We start from the raw sequence: 15,787 nt of genomic DNA, 5'->3' as shown, positions 1-15,787 counted from the left end.
TTAAATTTGCAATTTTTAAGGATAATATATGATAAAAAGAGCTTTATTTATGACTTTAGTTGTCTTTAATATTTGTAATGCTCAAACTGAGATAAATCAAAATCAGATGATTACGCCTATTCCTGATAGTATCCCATATAACAAAGAAAAAGCAATGCTAGGAAAGCAGCTATATATGGATACAACACTATCAGCAGATGGGAAGGTTTCATGTAATACCTGCCACGATACAAAGACCTTTGGTATGGATAATCAAGTATTTTCAACTGGTATAAATGGAGTTATGGATACCCCTTTTAACTCGCCAACTACATTCAATGCGGCATTTAATTTCGTTCAATTTTGGAATGGTAGAGCTAAGGATTTAGCCGATCAAGCTAGATCGCCTTTTACTAATCCGCAAGAGATGGGACTAAATGATGAAGCTGAAGTTATAAAGATAATAGAGCAAAATCCTGATTATAAAGCTAAATTTAATAAAATTTATGGTGAAATAAATATGGATAATATCACCGATGCCATAGCTGAGTTTGAAAAGACGCTAATCACTCCAAATTCGCCATTTGATCGATATTTAAATGGAGATGAAAATGCTATAAGCAGCCAGGCTAAACGTGGTTGGGAAGCATTTAAAAGCAATGGTTGTGTAGCTTGCCATCAAGGTCAAAATGTAGGTGGTACAATGTATCAAAAGATTGGAATCTTTGAGCCATATCCAAATCAAGAGAATTTGGGTCGCTATGAAATTACAAAGGTAGAATCTGATAAAATGGTCTTTAAAGTCCCAAGCCTAAGAAATGTAGCCAAAACTGCTCCATATTATCACGATGGAAGTATTCCAACTCTTGATGCGTGCGTGCAATTTATGGCTTATTATCAATTAGGAAAATTCCTAGATCAGCAAACAGTAGAAGATATAGTCGCATTTTTAGAGAGCTTAACAGGGGAATATAATGAACAATTCTAGAAAAATCAGTTTTTTAACTCAGTTTATCGCACTTACTGTGCTTGTTTTGGTATTTATTTTTATTCTTTTGGTATTTATCTTTAATAATTATAGATCCGCTCTAAAAAATGAAGAGATAACGATGGCTACGCAACATCTACAAATTTATGATTTACAGATTGATCAAGTTTTTCAAACCAAATTTAACTTTATAAACTACGACTCAAGCGTAGTTTATAGCAATAAATTTAAAGAAACCTTGCAATATTTAGCTAGTTTAGATGTAGATGCTAATATGCTAAGCTCAATATCTAAATCATTTGAGGATAAGCAGATACAATTAGAGAGATTTAAATCAGCAAATTCAATCGCTATAAACTCAAAAGCATATCTATTTACTCTAAGCCACGATATAGATAAATTAGTAGTAGCAAACCCAACTCCAGAAAACCTAGCTCTATTAGATGCGATGGATCAAATCTTAGCCATTGTATCAACTCAAAATATATTGGCTAGAGATGTTTTAGATACGCTTAATGAGCTTGTTAAAAATGTAGATCAAGCTAGATTAGATAATAGTGAGCTATTAAATTTATTTAAAAAGCACTACTCTATGATGTTAAGCCAAATCAGCGTAATGCAAGATAACTCTACCCTATACCTAAATCAAGAGCTAAACAAAAAATTAAACAAATTTGAAACTATAATCGCAAACCAAATAGAAGAAAACAACAAAAACCAACTATATATCTCAATTATAGTATTTGGTGTAACTTTGCTTATATTTGCGTTATTTATATACTTGACACTTGTTAAAGTAGTTATCCCAACTAAAAATCTAGAATTACTTAGCTCAAATTTAGCAAGCAACAGAGCAAATCTTAACTCTCGCTTAAAAATAGACCCAAAAAGCGAACTAGCCACTAGTGCTGGATATATAAACAAATTTATTCAGATTGTTCAAAATTCAGTTTTAGAGGCTATTGATAGTTCAAATACAAGTCATAAAAACTCAATTAGCTTGCAAGAAAATGCTAAAAAACTAAAACAAAACTCACTTCACCAGCACGAACAAGTAGCTAGTGTTCAAAAGATTACAATCTTATTAAATGAAACAATTAACCTAAATAAGCTACTTGCTAATGACGCAACGCTAAATATGCAAGATTTAAAAACATTAATGAATACTGTAGAAAATACGCTTTTAGAGTTGATTGAATTAATTGAAGTTAGTAGCCAACAAGAAAATGAGATCGTAGCTAATATGGATCAACTAGTAAAAAGCGCTGATACTATCTATAGCGTTACAAGTGCTATTAAAGATATCGCAGACCAAACAAACCTACTAGCGTTAAATGCTGCTATAGAAGCTGCTCGTGCAGGAGAACATGGTAGAGGTTTTGCAGTAGTAGCTGATGAAGTTCGTGCGCTAGCTGATAAAACTAGCAGATCGTTAGGCGAGATAAATATAACTGTTCAAACTATTGTTCAACAAGTTAATTATAATAAAACCCTAATGGATGATATCCATATCTCTATGAATAATACCTCAAATAAAGCTGCTGATCTAAAAAATAATATAGCAAATTCAATAAATAAATTAAACGCTGGAATTCAATCTACTCAAACCGTAGAAGAAAAATCCATCACAGCCAAAGAGCGTGTAACGCTGCTAAATAGTAATATAGATAAGGTAAGTAGAGCAGCTACTAATCTGACTCAATTAGCTACTCAAATTGAGATAGTATCAAATGAAATTTTAAATAGCGCAAAAAAACTAAACGATAAGCTAACTAGCTTTAAGTAGATATTTATAATAAGACTTGTCAGCACAAACTACATTGCTGACAAGCTGCTAATAATCATAGCATTTGGCAAATTTAATAATCTTTAAATATCAAAAATTTCCCTACCTAAAATCTCACGCAAAACCACAGTAGCATAAGATCCCTTTTGTAATGTAAAGCTTAGGCTAAATTGTGCCTCCTCTTCATTATAACTACACTTCATCTCATCAGCCCATACCCAGTTAAATCTTCTTGCTCCATTAGCAAATTTAGCAAATCCAAATCCCTCAGCCATAATCTCTTGTTCAAGACTAAACGCCACACCGGTAGCTTCATAAGCTTTAGCTCCAACTAATAAACCACAGCTGGTGCGATCACGCTGATTAAATTTATCAACCTCAGATTCTAAATTCTCGCATAAAAATAACTTGCCAAATGGATAATGTCCCATCACTTCACCACGAATTAATCTAAAAAACTGCTTTTGACTTTTTAAATCTTTGATAGTATCGTTATCAAATTTATAAATTTCAGCTAACTCCTTAGCACTAAAACTCTCGCAAAATCGACTAATCTCTACTCTTTTGCTAAGATAGCGATTAAATAACTCACTTTGATATGCAGAAATCAAAAAATCTCTAAGCTTTGGATTATATTTTTTAAGACTCTTTTTATCATTATTTGCCATAGCTATTAATAACTCTTTAGCGCTTTGATAATTATCACCAAATCTACCAAACCTTTGATAGCCAAAATAGTTGGCAAAACCTCGATTTTTGATCAATTCTATAACATTTTGAAGCTTTTTAGCCTCACTTGGCAATACTTTTTTAAGACGAATAAAGAAGTGATTTGCTTTTAAATGTCCGATTCTTAGCTTATTATTATGGAATGTAGCATTTAAAATTTTAATATTTTCATTAGAAAAACTACTTATAGCACTCTGAAATTTAGCTGGAATTGATATATATTGCGTAGTCATACCCTCTTTATCCTTTAATCCAGCATAGCCAAAATCTCTAACCTTAGCACCAGTAGCTGATGCTAAAATACTCAATGCCTCAGATGTGCTTAGGCCTTTTTTTTGAATTTGCATAACTAAATGCTCGCCATTTCCACTAAACTCATATAGTGGAATCTCACGCACCACAAAATCACTTGCATTTTTGCTAAAATGCGCATTGATTGGCGTATGTGTTGTTGTTAATAATGGCTTAAAAATGGGTGAATTTTCCATGAAATTTTGCCCTTTCGTTTATAATTTTACCTAGTAAATTTAATTTTACTCTACATTTTTTAGCTTGGTTTAATACTCTTTTTATATTTTTAGGCGGTACGACAATTAACATCTCATACTCTTCCCCGCTAATAAACTCAAATTTGGATAATTTTTTATTAAATTTAACTGCTCTATTTTGTGTAATCTTTGGCAAATCACTAGCTAAACCATCGCTAATATCCATTCCTGACCTTATCCATTTAGCACTTTGTTTTATAAACTCTTGCCTTAAATTTGGAGTTACAAAGCGTGAATTTGAGCTAATTTTACCACCGTTTAAAAGCGTTCTAAGCCCCTTAATAGAACCGCCTAAAACCCCAGTATAACATACTATATCACCTATTTTGGCTCCATTTCTTATTAATGGTTTTTTTGAGTTTAGATATGATACTATAGTTAGACTAATTATTAATTTATCACTTAAAATAGTATCTCCGCCAATAATTTGTGTGCCATATCGTGCTGCACACTCTTTTAGTCCAATGCTTAACTCTTTAATATATTTATTGCTTAAATTCTTAGGTAGTCCAAGACCTAAAAGCGCATATTTTGGCGTAGCGTTCATAGCAATTGCGTCGCTTAGATTTACTATCATAGCCTTTTTACCAATCTGTTTTGGACTTAACCAATGCGATTTAAAATGAATATCTTCTACAAACATATCCTTGCTATATACTATATCACCGATGATAGCACCATCATCGCCATTTAAGTTATGCTTAAAATTCGATATTATGCTCTGTTCTTTATCCACTCTACAAGCGCCTCTTCATAGCCAAATTTACGCCCATTTAGCCCTGCACCATCAAGTATTAAATCTCCATTATCTAGTGAGATTATATCTCTTGATTGGCTGCTGCTATTCATCCAGCTTAAAAATATCCCATCATCAGCCCAGACATCAGCACCTGAACCACCAGGAATTGCTACAATATCATAACCATAAAGTGACTCAGAACTCAGATGCATAGGTAGAGCTAATCCCATCTCATCTCGGGCATCACCACGAAATCCAATCACAACAAAATCAATTCCACATCGCATAAAAACATCATAAATTCTAGCGAAACTAAGAAAATTTACCCCATCATAGACAATAATTGCACTTTTCACTTTTAACCTTATTATTTTAATAGCGAAATAGTATCAAAACTCCTATAAAATAGCGATAAATTTGATATAATTTATATAAATTTTAGAAAGGATTAATATGATTTATAGCGATAAATTTATATATATCGAAATAGAACCAAACGCCTCTCCATGGGTAAAAATATTTACTCAAAGCGAATTTAAAGAACTTAGCGATTGCGATACTGATACGAGAAATAGACTATTTCAAGCAGCACTTGAGTGCGAAAAAGCTATGATTGAGTTTTATAGCCCTGATAAGATTAATTGGGCAAGCTTTGCAAATTATATGCCACGAGTACATATGCATATTCAAGCTAGATTTAAAGATGATGAGTATTTTCCAGAGTCTTTATGGGGTAAAAAACAGCGAGAAGCAAGACCAAGAGATATAAAAATAGATGAATTTTCTAGCTTTTTAGCCCATCGTTTAAAGGTGTTTTTTGGCTAAATTTTAGATTATTTAAGATATATTATTTTTAGCTAAATATAATCAAATTTATAAACTCAAAAGGAGAAAATATGAAAAAACAAATATTAACTTCAGTTGCAGCTTTAGGTCTGCTTTTTGGTGCGGCAAATGCCACAGTTTATAGCGTTGATACAGCACATTCTAGTACAACTTTTAAAATCAAACACCTACAAGTTAGCAATGTAACTGGTTCATTTGGCAAATTTGCTGGTGAAGTAGATATCACAAACAAAATTCCATCTAGCCTTACAGCTACAATTGATGTTAATTCAATCAATACAAACAACGATGGTCGTGATGCTCACCTTCAAAAGGCAGATTTCTTTGATAGTGCAAAATTCCCACAAATCAAATTCGCAATGAAAAGCTATGAAAAAAGCGGAGATGGCGAAGGCAAAATCAAAGGTGATTTAACAATTAGAGATGTTACTAAACCAGTAGTGCTAAACTATGAATTTGGCGGTGTAAGTAAAAACAAACAAGGCACCGAAATAGTAGGATTTAGCCTAGAAGGCAAGATCAAAAGAAGTGATTTTAACTTTGCGCCAGATTCTAGCACAGTGGCACTTGGTGATGAGATTAAACTAAATATCGAGATTGAAGCGGTTAAAAAATAATAATTTGAGTGGCTTATGAGCCACTCTTATTAAATTATGCTAAAGTAGCCTTAAGCATCCAGATTTTTTTCTCTAGACTTGCATAATTTTCTTGCGCTATAGCTACAGTTGTATTATCACCTGCACTTTCAGCAATCTCTTCAAGTTTTTTAAACTCAGCCAATAGATAAACAAAAGCACCTTTTAAAGCTTCAATTACTTCTACTGGAGTATAGCTATCTTTGCTAACTACTGGGGCTTTAGCAACTTTTAAAAGCTCATCAGTTTTTGTAATTGCTTTGCCACCTAATTGAATAGCACGCTCAGCCATCTCATCAAAAAGCTCAGCAAGTTCATTATACTCTTTTTCAGTATATTCATGAATTGAGAAGAATTGCAAACCTTTTACATTCCAGTGATAATCATGGAAAGCTACAAACAAGCTATGTGCATCAGCTTGAAGTTGGTTAAGTTGTGTTACTACATTTTTCATTTTTTATCCTTTATATTTAAGTTGTGTAATTATACACAGAATTAACTTAAAAAAGTATAAAGTAAGTAATAATTTTTATTATTTAGAATATTTTACTATTTAAGTTAAATTCAACTCTCTTTACTCTCTAATAGCTTTTTAAGTATTCTCTTACCAGCTTCTACGCCTGGCTGGTCATAAGTATTGATACCTAGCATTAATCCAGTTGCACTAGTAAGTAGCTCGTAATAGTATATTAACCAACCACAATGCCACTCATCAAGCCTATCAATAACTAACTCATCAATACTAATCATCTCGCTAGCCAAAGCCTGCATAGTAGAATGCGCTTGAGCATTAAAAACCTCAGCTATACTTTTGCTATTTACAAAATCACATCCATCTAAAAAATTTAATTTTAAATTTGGCACCGATATAGTACTGTTGTGATCTTTTATAGTTATAAATGTTACTGTCTTGTCTTTTACGCCCTCCATTATAAGTTGTAAAAATGAGTGTTGATCTTTGCTACCTACTAGACCAACAGGAGTTAAACCAACTCTTTTATACCCACGCTTTTTTCCTAAACTCTCAGCCCATAACTGTACATACCACTCATTAAAGCTTGTTAATCTATCGCTATAACTAAATAATACATTTATCTTAGCACTACTATGTGTGGCGTAGTGATAGGCCTTTTGCAATATCCCATCATCATTTCTACTTAAATATTGTTCTTTTGCACTATTAGCTCCAGCTAAAAGCTCGCTTATATCAGCTCCGCATAGTCCAAGTGGTACAAGCCCGATAGCTGAAAGAACGCTAAATCTTCCACCGACATTCTTTGGAATATTAAAAATCTTAGCTCCAACTTTTTTAGCATAGCTCTCAAGCGGACTATCTGGATCAGTAATAAAGATAAAATTCTCATAACTTTTTATAACAAATTTTGCTAAAATATACTTATATATAGATATCGTCTCAATGGTAGTTCCAGACTTACTTGAAATTATAAATAGCGTTTTGTTAGGATTGATTTTAGCACACTTTTTTTCTATGCTGTATGGATCAAGATTATCTAAAAATATTAGCTCTTTTTGTAAATTTAACATATCATATAGCGCTTTAACTCCAAGAGAGCTTCCACCTACTCCTACAAGCACTACGCTATCAAAATCGCATTTAGCCATCTCTTCTATCTTGCTAACTATATCCATTCCTAAACTAGGAAGATGATAATACCCTATATCATCACCTTTAATTTCATCATTCATTCGCCTAGCATAGCTATTGATTGTTGTGATATTTTTTGGGCTAAATTTAAGATTATTTTTTACCATATTCATGCTCATAGAAAAAATTCGTAGCTTCAACATATCCGACTACACTACCACAATCAAACCTTCGTCCTTTAAATTTATAGGCTAAAACCATTCCATTTTGCGCCTGTTTAAGTAACGCATCGGTGATTTGCACCTCACCATTTTTACCTGGATTGGTATGTTCTATGATCTCAAATATATCTGGAGTTAGAATATATCTACCAATTATTGCTAAATTTGTTGGTGCATCTTTTGGGTCTGGTTTTTCTATCATATCATTTACCATTATTAGATCATCTTCGATAAATTTGCCATCTATGACGCCATAACTACTTATAGTTTCTTTAGGTACCTCCATTACAGCAACTATACTACAGCGATATTTCTCATAAATTTTTACCATTTGAGCTAGGACATTTTCGCCATCTTCATTAACGCACAAATCATCAGCTAAAATTACACCAAATGCCTCATCTCCTACAAGACCCTTGCCACTATAAATTGCGTCACCTAAACCTCTCATATGAGTTTGACGAGTAAAACTAAATGAACAATGCTCCATCAACTCTCTAATATCAGTTAATAGATACTCTTTGCTAGTTCCAGCAATTTGATGTTCTAGCTCATAGCTAATATCAAAGTAATCTTCTAGCGCTCTTTTACCACGCCCAGTAACAAAAGCCATATTATTCATACCAGCCTCTCTAGCCTCATCTACACCATAGTGGATAAGCGGTTTTGTCAAGATTGGCAACATCTCCTTTGGCAAGCTTTTTGTCGCTGGTAAAAATCTAGTCCCATATCCAGCAGCAGGAAAAAGACAAGTTTGTATCATTATAACTCCTTAATGTATAAGAATTTGCTAAATTTACCCAAAATTTACTTAAAAAGCACTTTTAAGGCAAGCTTATTGTAAATAGTTTTGGTTCATTTTGAACTGCAACTGAGCCTTTATGAGCATTTATAATCTCTAAGCTAAGCGCAAGACCCAAACCATTACCTTTAAGCTTTGTAGTCTTAAACGGCTCGAATATTGTTCCACTAGGTAGCTGCACACCACTATCACTGATATAAAAATTATGCATACCATCTTTAAATTTATGTTCTATGCTTACTAAACCGCCATCATCATCACTCTCTTCAATCGCATCAATTGCATTAAATATAAAGTTACAAAATACCAAATCAAGCAAATTTATATCACCGCAAATCACCCCATCAAAACCGCTAAATTTAAACTCGATATCTTTAGTAAATGCATATTGTGCAACTGCCTCGCCACACATAATCTCTAAATCTTTTAACTTAAATTCATTTGCACTTATTTGAACACCTTTGGTAAAAAGTAAAGTTGCCTTTATAATCCCCTCAACTCTATAAATAGCCTTTTTTATCTCTTCTATTAATGGTCGATTTCTATCATCTATTCGTTTTAAAAGCGTACTAGTTAATAACGAAATTGAACCTATTGGATTGCGAATCTCATGAGAAAGATGTGCTGCTACTGCACCCATTGATACTAGTCTAGCGCTTCGTTTTTCATCAGTTATATCAGTAGCTAAAATTATTTTATTTTGCATATTGTGAGTAATTTTAATAGCATAAACCCTACCATCAAATTCAACCTCTTGAGTACTTTTTTGCATATTAATACTAGGCAAGATATCCATAATTTGCTTGGCTTTATCATTACTTAGCATTACTTCGCCACTAGTACTAATCGCCCATAGTGATGCACCCAAACTCTCTACAATCCCTTGGGTAAACTTTTGCAAATTTGCATAGGACTCGCCTAATACTTTATACTCTTTTTCTATTAAATATGTCTGTTCTATTAGGCTTTTTAGCCCCTCTTCTATACTTTTTATATTCTCATTCATATAAATCCTTAAAATCATCAAGTCCAAACAAAATCACTCTATTATCTCTAAGCCCTAAAAGCTCATTGCTAAAGCCAGATTTTGAAAATAACGCCATCTTATCCCAATTTATTTTAGATTTTTCACACTTTTGCATTAATAAATTTAGTATATTTTTGCAGATTTTTCGCTCCTTATATTTAGCTTCGGCCACTAGAGTAAAACCATCATAACTAGTATAGATATCAATCTCATTTTCCTTATCCCAATAGCTTGAGATTTGCTCTTTTGGAATATTTAAATTTTTTGAGAGTAGCTCAATGCTTGCTAGTTCAAACTCAAGCGAGCAGTAGTGGTCAAATTCTACTTTTATCTTATCCATTACAGACTCTTTATCACCAGCTTTTAAAAGCTCTAAATTTGGCTCAATAAATCTAAACCAAAATCTATAAAACCGCTTAGTAAAGTGAATTTTATCTTGAATTTGATATCTTCTAAGCTCTTTTTTGAGCTTTTGGTGACGATTTTTAACCGGTTTTACCTCTTTTGAGTACTCAAATTTGATAAATCCCTTAGTATTTAACTCACTAATTATAGCCAAGCTAAGCGCTCTAGGTAGATATTTACTTGCTACAAATCTCTTTCTATCACCCTTAGCAAGGCGCATTAGAAATATTTTCGCCTCATCATGATAGAAACTAAATTCGCTACAAAAACTATCAAATTTAGCCAAAATTTCGCCATCAATCGCCTCAAAAATATCATCATAACCATCTAAAATCCGGTCAAAAACAAAATAAAATTGCAGATATTTTAAGGTATCCAAATCACTCTAACCTTTTAAATTTACAAAATTATAGCAAGTTTTGGTTATAATAAAGCCCAAATTCAACACAATGGTATTAAATGAGTAGTAAAAAATTATGGATTTATATAGGTATTTTTATGCTTTTTTGCGTCGGCGTGGCACATTTTATATTTCAAAATTATCTATATATGCGTCCATGTGTGCAGTGTATCTATATACGATATTATATGATTATAGCAGGATTTGGAGCTATTTTTATAGCGATATTTTATAAGCAAATTTTACTTTATATATTTGGGATTTTAGTTTTTAGTTATGGGGCAATTTGTGGTCTTTTAGAGAGTTTGAAACTAAATACAATCCATCAAGCAATTGCCAATGCAAATCCATTTGGAGTAAAAGGCTGTTTGGATAGGCCTATTTTTGAGCTAAAAATTGCGTGGGATGAGATTATGCCATCACTATTTAAAGCAACTGGGCAATGTGGATTAGATATGCCAATGGTGCCAACTGATATTAGGCTTGATGCCATTCAAGACTATTTTGTGAGCCTATACCAAGATGGTTGGTATCTAATCCCAAGTTTAAAACTAATAAATATGGCGCAAATTTCAATTATTATTTTTAGTGTAGCTTTGATTTTGGGCTTGATTTTATTAATATTAAGATTAAAAGGTAAAAAATGGTTAAAATATTAGAACAAATTTGGGGAGTTAAAACCCTATATGTAGATGAGAATCACCTAAGTGAATTTAACAGCGATGAAGCGGCGATAATACTTTGTATAAATCCACGAAATTATGATAGATTAATCAAACTTCAAAGCTTAAAAGATATATTTTCAAAAGCGAATTTAAATCTAAACGAGTATAGCGTCCAATTAAGTCAAATAGGTATAATCAATGCTATAAAATCTATAAAAATAGATAATCAAAAAGTATTAAATGGGTTAAATGAACTAGCCAAAAATGAGATTATAGATTTTAATGGATATAATCTTATAAGTGATTTTATAAATAATCTTGAATTAAACCCTACTATTCAAAATAGTGCCAAAACTCAGCCATTTCATAAAAATTTACATACATTAAATGAAATTCATCAAATCTTAAGTGAATTTAAACTTAGCGAAGTTAGTAAAAGATTAAGCAATGCATATGAAAGTGCCAATAACTCTAAATTTAAAATAGCAGTTACTGGAGTTATCAACGCTGGTAAAAGTAGCACTTTAAACGCTTTGATGAATAAAAAAATTCTAGGCGCATCCAATATCCCTGAAACGGCGAATTTAAGTGTCTTAACATATAGCAAAGATGAATTTGCCAAAGTATGCTTCTGGTCGCCCGAAGAGCTAAAATCGATGGATTTAGAACCACAAGAGATACAAGACAAAATCATCCCAATAGATGAGCTAAAGTCCTACACAACAGCTTCTAATGAGATTAGCAAGATGGTTAAAGAGGTGATTTTGGGGATTAAATTAGATATTTTAAAAGATGGAATTGATATAGTTGATACCCCTGGCCTTGATGATGCGGTGGTATTGCGTGAGATTTTAACAGCTAATTATATGAGTCAAAGCGATTTTACACTTCATCTAATGAACGCTAGTCAAAGCGCAACAAAAAAAGATATGGCATTTATAGTAAATACTCTAAAAAATGGTAAAAGCGCAGGCCTCATCATCGCTCTTACTCACATTGATAAGCTTAGTCCAAATGATATAAAAGAGGTTTTAAACTACACCAAAAATAGCATAAAAACCGAACTTAGTGAGTGTGGGTTTGATGAGAGCTTGGCTGATGAGACGAAGTTTTTTACCATTTCAGCGATTAAAAATATCGGAATAGATGAGCTAAAAAGCTATCTTTATGAGAGCTTTTTTGGCTCAAATTCCAAAAAGGCAACCCTAATTATCGATAACTACAAAAAAGAGCTTTTAAATATCGCAAATTTAATAGAAGATGATCTAAAAGCACAAAAAACAGCCCTAACTTCAGATACCTCCACAGCCAAAGAGCTTGTCAAATCACTCCAAAATGAGATAGATGAGATAAGCAGTGCCACAAATAGCATAAATAGCGAACTTGAAAATCTACTTAAAAGATTAAATTATGATAACGAAAATAGCAACGCAACGCTAAAAGCCATAAGCGCTAAAATCAAAGATAGAGTAATCAGCGATGTCAAATACGCCACAAATAAAAAAATCAAGCTAGATACCGCTAGACTTGGGGTGATTATAGAGAGTGGTTTTAATGACTCTTTTATAGATTTTTTCAGAGATTTTAAGCAACAAATCAGCAAAGATATTGACTCTGCTAATAAAATTTTAGAGCTAAAACTTGGGGCGAAAAATGCGAATTTGAATCTGCCAGATATTAGGGGTTATATAGACCAAAATCTACCTAAAATCAACTACGAAATTTTAAATAGCAATGTAAATAAAGCTATTAAAAGTGATAAAAATATTGAGATTATAGGAGCTAATTTAACCAAAATTTTTGATGATTTTATAGTGAGTTTAAATCTACCAAACCAACTTAGCAAACTAGCTAGTGCTTGTACAAACGAGTATATAAATGGCATTAAATTCGAATTAAACGCTATGAGAGAGCATCTACAAACCAAAGAAGAACAGATAAACAAACTAGCCAAATCAGCCTTTGAAAATATCAAAGACAAAGAGCAATTAATAACCGATATAGATACCAAAATATCGCAATGCCAAAAGATCAAAAATAGGATAGAGCTATGCTAAAAGAGTTTATAAAAGAGTATAAAAGAGTATATCAAATCAGCTTTGATGATGGATTTTTAGGTGAATTTGAGAGATTTTGTGCCTTTATTTGTGAGCCTAAATTTCACCCTAGTAAGGAGCTAATCGAGAGATTAAACTTCCTTAGCCTACTAAGCCACGAACCTCCGCTTGTAGCGATTGTCGGGCAGTTTAGTAGTGGGAAATCAAGCTTTTTAAACGCACTTTTAGGTGCTGATATATTACCAACTGGGGTTGTGCCAGTAACCGCTAAGCCTACATTTATCAAATACGCACCAAATTATATGCTTAAAATTCTACACAATGATGGTAGAGATGAGTATAAAAATATAGATGAGCTAAGTGCCTTTGTAGATCAACGCCACGCCCTAAAAGATGTCAAAAATCTTACAATATACGCCCCAAATGAACTACTTAAAAAGATAAGCTTCATCGATACTCCTGGGCTAAATTCAAGAAGCGACGCTGATACACATGAGACTAAAATGATATTAAAAGAGGCCGTAGCTTTAATTTGGATTAGCTTAATCGATAATGCCGCTAGAAAAAGTGAGCTAGATGAGCTAACTCTCATCCCAAATAGCCTAAAACAAAACGCAATTGCCCTATTAAACCAAAAAGATAAATTAAGTAGCGATGAGATAACTAGAGTTTTAGCCCACGCCAATCTAACATATAGCAATTATTTTAGCTCTGTTGAGGCTATCTCAGCCAAACTCCAAAGAGAAAATAACAGCGATAGCGGATTTGAAGCGGTGTTTAAATTCCTAGATAAAATAGCAAACACAAAAGAGGATTTTATCAAAGCAACTTCACAAGAGATACTCCTCTCATCGCAAAATCAAAATTTAAATTTCATCAATATCTTAGATGAAATTTCAGATATTTTCACTAAATTTCAAAACAAAACCAATCTCAAATTTAGCGAGTTAAAAGAGAGCTATAACTCTAAATTTGAGATATTTTTTGAAGCTATCAAACAAAATGCCGCTCTAATCGCAAATGAGATTAACTCCGCTTTAAAAAACCAAAAATCCGCCTATTATAAAGAAAAAACCGGCTTTTTAAATAAAAATAGCTTTGAGAAAATAGAGTATGAAAGAGTTAGCTTAGATATAGATGAAATTTTGGCTAAATTAATCTATAATGATGAAAAATTTACCAAGATATTTAAGAAATTTAAGCGAGATTTAAGCGAATTTCAAAGCGAAATCCTAGCTGATTTACAAGCTATTTTTGATGAGTTAAAAGAGCTAACACTTCGCTATAAAGCCAAATATGAAAGCCTTAGAAAATCTGACCCACTCCACTCAGATCTGCTATTTGCTGATATTCGTAAATTTTCAAGTGAGGTTTATTCTCTATTTTTAAGCGATATTGAAACTCTATTTTTGGCTAAATTTTCAAATTTAGAGCTATTTTTTGAAAGGGTATTTATCAAAGTTAGTGCTAACTATCAAAACGCAATTAGATTAAGTGTAAATTTCATCGCCCAAAAATGTGAAAAAAGTAGCAAAGATTATGAGTCTGACCCACTTGCTTTTAGCCTCTATTATCCTAGACTTAGTGAGATAAATGAGAGAATCTTAAATGAGTTAAGCTACTATGAATTTGAGAGTGAATTTACTGGTAACTCCACATTTATCACCAAATTCATAAACTCACTCCAAGCACAAACAGAGCAATTAATGGATAAAAACCAAACCTACATAAACTCATTAAAAGCCAAATATAAAGGCGATCTTGATGAGCTTAGCAGTTTTAGCTGGTCTTGATGGCAGAGTCAATCTGCCAAATCTTCAAAATCAACAAAATTATCTATAAATTCATTTGCCAAAAACTTAGTATAGATATAGCTCTCAATCATACTTTTAAACTCACTAAATTGACTCATATCGCCATCTTTTAAAGAGCCTAAAAGAGTTAAAATCTCACTATCATCTATATGTGAATTTATAAATTTTATAGCTCCACTTCTATATGATTCGCCATTTTCTATAGCTAAAACAGCTCGTAAAATCTCGCCATTTACACTATTTGCCGCCCCAGAATACGGCACCAAAACCTTATACATATACTCTATACTATCCTTAGCGCCAAAGCAGTTTGGCTCCAACCTAACGCCATTTTCATCACACCAAATTCGATATGTCTCATCGCCTACAATGCTATCAAATCTCTTGCCATCCTTACTAGAACACTCCCAACATCTATCAAAGCACTCATCATTCCAGCCATTTAAAGCAAAAAACCTACCATCGCACTCCACAACTGCTATTTGCGTATCTTGCCAATACATTTTAATCCTTTTATAAGCTTTTGGTAATTTTAACTAA

General features: G+C 32.6%; 16 protein-coding genes. 7 read left to right on the top strand and 9 right to left on the bottom strand.

Going from position 1 to position 15,787, the window contains the following annotated elements; translation table 11 throughout:
• The first annotated feature begins 49 nt into the window (after window positions 1–49).
• Both CIGNP91_RS04480 and CIGNP91_RS04475 read left to right on the top strand, forming a co-directional pair.
• A complete protein-coding gene (locus CIGNP91_RS04480; protein WP_236848376.1) occupies window positions 50–967 on the top strand; it encodes a cytochrome-c peroxidase in 918 nt (305 codons plus the stop codon).
• Window positions 954–2,753 (top strand): methyl-accepting chemotaxis protein, encoded by a 1,800-nt coding sequence (locus CIGNP91_RS04475; RefSeq protein ID WP_086253501.1) that lies wholly within the window; start codon window positions 954–956, stop codon window positions 2,751–2,753. The genes CIGNP91_RS04480 and CIGNP91_RS04475 overlap by 14 nt, the downstream gene beginning before the upstream one ends.
• Before the next feature lie 83 nt (window positions 2,754–2,836).
• Here the strand turns inward: CIGNP91_RS04475 and truD are convergent, their stop codons facing one another.
• Genes truD through CIGNP91_RS04460 form a run of 3 tightly spaced genes read right to left on the bottom strand, consistent with a single transcriptional unit; the run spans window position 2,837 to window position 5,125 of the window.
• Window positions 2,837–3,970 carry a tRNA pseudouridine(13) synthase TruD gene (truD, locus tag CIGNP91_RS04470; protein WP_086253500.1) on the bottom strand — a complete coding sequence of 378 codons (1,134 nt, stop codon included), beginning with the start codon at window positions 3,968–3,970 and terminating at the stop codon, window positions 2,837–2,839.
• Window positions 3,948–4,766 (bottom strand): thiamine-phosphate kinase, encoded by an 819-nt coding sequence (locus CIGNP91_RS04465; RefSeq protein WP_086253499.1) that lies wholly within the window; start codon window positions 4,764–4,766, stop codon window positions 3,948–3,950. The genes truD and CIGNP91_RS04465 overlap by 23 nt, the downstream gene beginning before the upstream one ends.
• Window positions 4,745–5,125, bottom strand: a complete 381-nt coding sequence (locus CIGNP91_RS04460) for a hypothetical protein (RefSeq protein WP_086224726.1) — start codon at window positions 5,123–5,125, stop codon at window positions 4,745–4,747. The genes CIGNP91_RS04465 and CIGNP91_RS04460 overlap by 22 nt, the downstream gene beginning before the upstream one ends.
• 97 nt (window positions 5,126–5,222) lie before the next feature.
• Between CIGNP91_RS04460 and CIGNP91_RS04455 the strand changes: the two genes are divergently transcribed.
• Window positions 5,223–5,594 carry an HIT family protein gene (locus tag CIGNP91_RS04455; RefSeq protein WP_086228214.1) on the top strand — a complete coding sequence of 124 codons (372 nt, stop codon included), beginning with the start codon at window positions 5,223–5,225 and terminating at the stop codon, window positions 5,592–5,594.
• Window positions 5,595–5,665: 71 nt separating this feature from the next.
• Window positions 5,666–6,232: a YceI family protein gene (locus CIGNP91_RS04450; RefSeq protein ID WP_086253498.1), complete on the top strand. Its 567-nt coding sequence runs from the start codon at window positions 5,666–5,668 to the stop codon at window positions 6,230–6,232.
• Between the two features lie 34 nt (window positions 6,233–6,266).
• Here CIGNP91_RS04450 and CIGNP91_RS04445 read toward each other — a convergent pair whose 3' ends face one another.
• The 5 genes from CIGNP91_RS04445 to CIGNP91_RS04425 form a co-directional block, all read right to left on the bottom strand.
• Complete coding sequence (locus CIGNP91_RS04445) at window positions 6,267–6,704, bottom strand: Dps family protein (RefSeq protein ID WP_086224729.1); 438 nt, start codon at window positions 6,702–6,704, stop codon at window positions 6,267–6,269.
• A 110-nt stretch (window positions 6,705–6,814) separates the two neighbouring features.
• Window positions 6,815–8,023: a glucose-6-phosphate isomerase gene (locus CIGNP91_RS04440; protein WP_086253538.1), complete on the bottom strand. Its 1,209-nt coding sequence runs from the start codon at window positions 8,021–8,023 to the stop codon at window positions 6,815–6,817.
• Window positions 8,010–8,840, bottom strand: coding sequence for a UTP--glucose-1-phosphate uridylyltransferase GalU (gene galU, locus CIGNP91_RS04435; protein ID WP_086253497.1), 831 nt, complete (start codon window positions 8,838–8,840; stop codon window positions 8,010–8,012). The genes CIGNP91_RS04440 and galU overlap by 14 nt, the downstream gene beginning before the upstream one ends.
• A 61-nt stretch (window positions 8,841–8,901) precedes the next feature.
• The gene (locus CIGNP91_RS04430; RefSeq protein ID WP_086253496.1) at window positions 8,902–9,885 is read right to left on the bottom strand and encodes a sensor histidine kinase; all 984 of its coding nucleotides are present in this window, start codon (window positions 9,883–9,885) and stop codon (window positions 8,902–8,904) included.
• Window positions 9,878–10,690, bottom strand: a complete 813-nt coding sequence (locus tag CIGNP91_RS04425) for a DUF234 domain-containing protein (protein ID WP_236845607.1) — start codon at window positions 10,688–10,690, stop codon at window positions 9,878–9,880. The genes CIGNP91_RS04430 and CIGNP91_RS04425 overlap by 8 nt, the downstream gene beginning before the upstream one ends.
• 80 nt (window positions 10,691–10,770) lie before the next feature.
• Here CIGNP91_RS04425 and CIGNP91_RS04420 point away from each other — a divergent pair, with 80 nt between their 5' ends.
• From CIGNP91_RS04420 to CIGNP91_RS04410, 3 genes are read left to right on the top strand one after another with little or no spacing between them, the layout of a single operon-like run.
• Window positions 10,771–11,370, top strand: a complete 600-nt coding sequence (locus CIGNP91_RS04420; protein WP_086253495.1) for a disulfide bond formation protein B — start codon at window positions 10,771–10,773, stop codon at window positions 11,368–11,370.
• On the top strand, window positions 11,355–13,433 hold the full coding sequence (locus CIGNP91_RS04415) for a dynamin family protein (RefSeq protein WP_086253494.1): 2,079 nt from the start codon (window positions 11,355–11,357) through the stop codon (window positions 13,431–13,433). Before CIGNP91_RS04420 ends, CIGNP91_RS04415 begins: the two co-directional genes overlap by 16 nt.
• Complete coding sequence (locus CIGNP91_RS04410) at window positions 13,427–15,226, top strand: dynamin family protein (RefSeq protein WP_086253493.1); 1,800 nt, start codon at window positions 13,427–13,429, stop codon at window positions 15,224–15,226. Before CIGNP91_RS04415 ends, CIGNP91_RS04410 begins: the two co-directional genes overlap by 7 nt.
• 8 nt (window positions 15,227–15,234) lie before the next feature.
• On the opposite strand, the gene CIGNP91_RS04405 is transcribed toward CIGNP91_RS04410, so the two are convergent.
• Entirely contained in the window at window positions 15,235–15,750 is a 516-nt protein-coding gene (locus CIGNP91_RS04405; protein ID WP_086233663.1) for a hypothetical protein, read from the bottom strand.
• Between the last annotated feature and the right edge of the window lie 37 nt (window positions 15,751–15,787).

Source organism: Campylobacter sp. P091, from assembly GCF_002138935.1.
In the GTDB taxonomy this organism is placed as follows: domain Bacteria; phylum Campylobacterota; class Campylobacteria; order Campylobacterales; family Campylobacteraceae; genus Campylobacter; species Campylobacter devanensis.
This window is presented reverse-complemented; position numbering and strand designations above follow the sequence as displayed.

What these genes read in the sequence shown, in the direction of transcription:
- CIGNP91_RS04480 (WP_236848376.1), top strand. Translation starts at nt 50, where the DNA reads ATGACTTTAGTTGTCTTTAATATTTGTAATGCTCAAACTGAGATAAAT.
- CIGNP91_RS04475 (WP_086253501.1), top strand. Translation starts at nt 954, where the DNA reads ATGAACAATTCTAGAAAAATCAGTTTTTTAACTCAGTTTATCGCACTT.
- truD (WP_086253500.1), bottom strand. Translation starts at nt 3,970, where the DNA reads ATGGAAAATTCACCCATTTTTAAGCCATTATTAACAACAACACATACG.
- CIGNP91_RS04455 (WP_086228214.1), top strand. Translation starts at nt 5,223, where the DNA reads ATGATTTATAGCGATAAATTTATATATATCGAAATAGAACCAAACGCC.
- CIGNP91_RS04450 (WP_086253498.1), top strand. Translation starts at nt 5,666, where the DNA reads ATGAAAAAACAAATATTAACTTCAGTTGCAGCTTTAGGTCTGCTTTTT.
- CIGNP91_RS04445 (WP_086224729.1), bottom strand. Translation starts at nt 6,704, where the DNA reads ATGAAAAATGTAGTAACACAACTTAACCAACTTCAAGCTGATGCACAT.
- CIGNP91_RS04440 (WP_086253538.1), bottom strand. Translation starts at nt 8,023, where the DNA reads ATGGTAAAAAATAATCTTAAATTTAGCCCAAAAAATATCACAACAATC.
- galU (WP_086253497.1), bottom strand. Translation starts at nt 8,840, where the DNA reads ATGATACAAACTTGTCTTTTTCCTGCTGCTGGATATGGGACTAGATTT.
- CIGNP91_RS04430 (WP_086253496.1), bottom strand. Translation starts at nt 9,885, where the DNA reads ATGAATGAGAATATAAAAAGTATAGAAGAGGGGCTAAAAAGCCTAATA.
- CIGNP91_RS04420 (WP_086253495.1), top strand. Translation starts at nt 10,771, where the DNA reads ATGAGTAGTAAAAAATTATGGATTTATATAGGTATTTTTATGCTTTTT.
- CIGNP91_RS04415 (WP_086253494.1), top strand. Translation starts at nt 11,355, where the DNA reads ATGGTTAAAATATTAGAACAAATTTGGGGAGTTAAAACCCTATATGTA.
- CIGNP91_RS04410 (WP_086253493.1), top strand. Translation starts at nt 13,427, where the DNA reads ATGCTAAAAGAGTTTATAAAAGAGTATAAAAGAGTATATCAAATCAGC.
- CIGNP91_RS04405 (WP_086233663.1), bottom strand. Translation starts at nt 15,750, where the DNA reads ATGTATTGGCAAGATACGCAAATAGCAGTTGTGGAGTGCGATGGTAGG.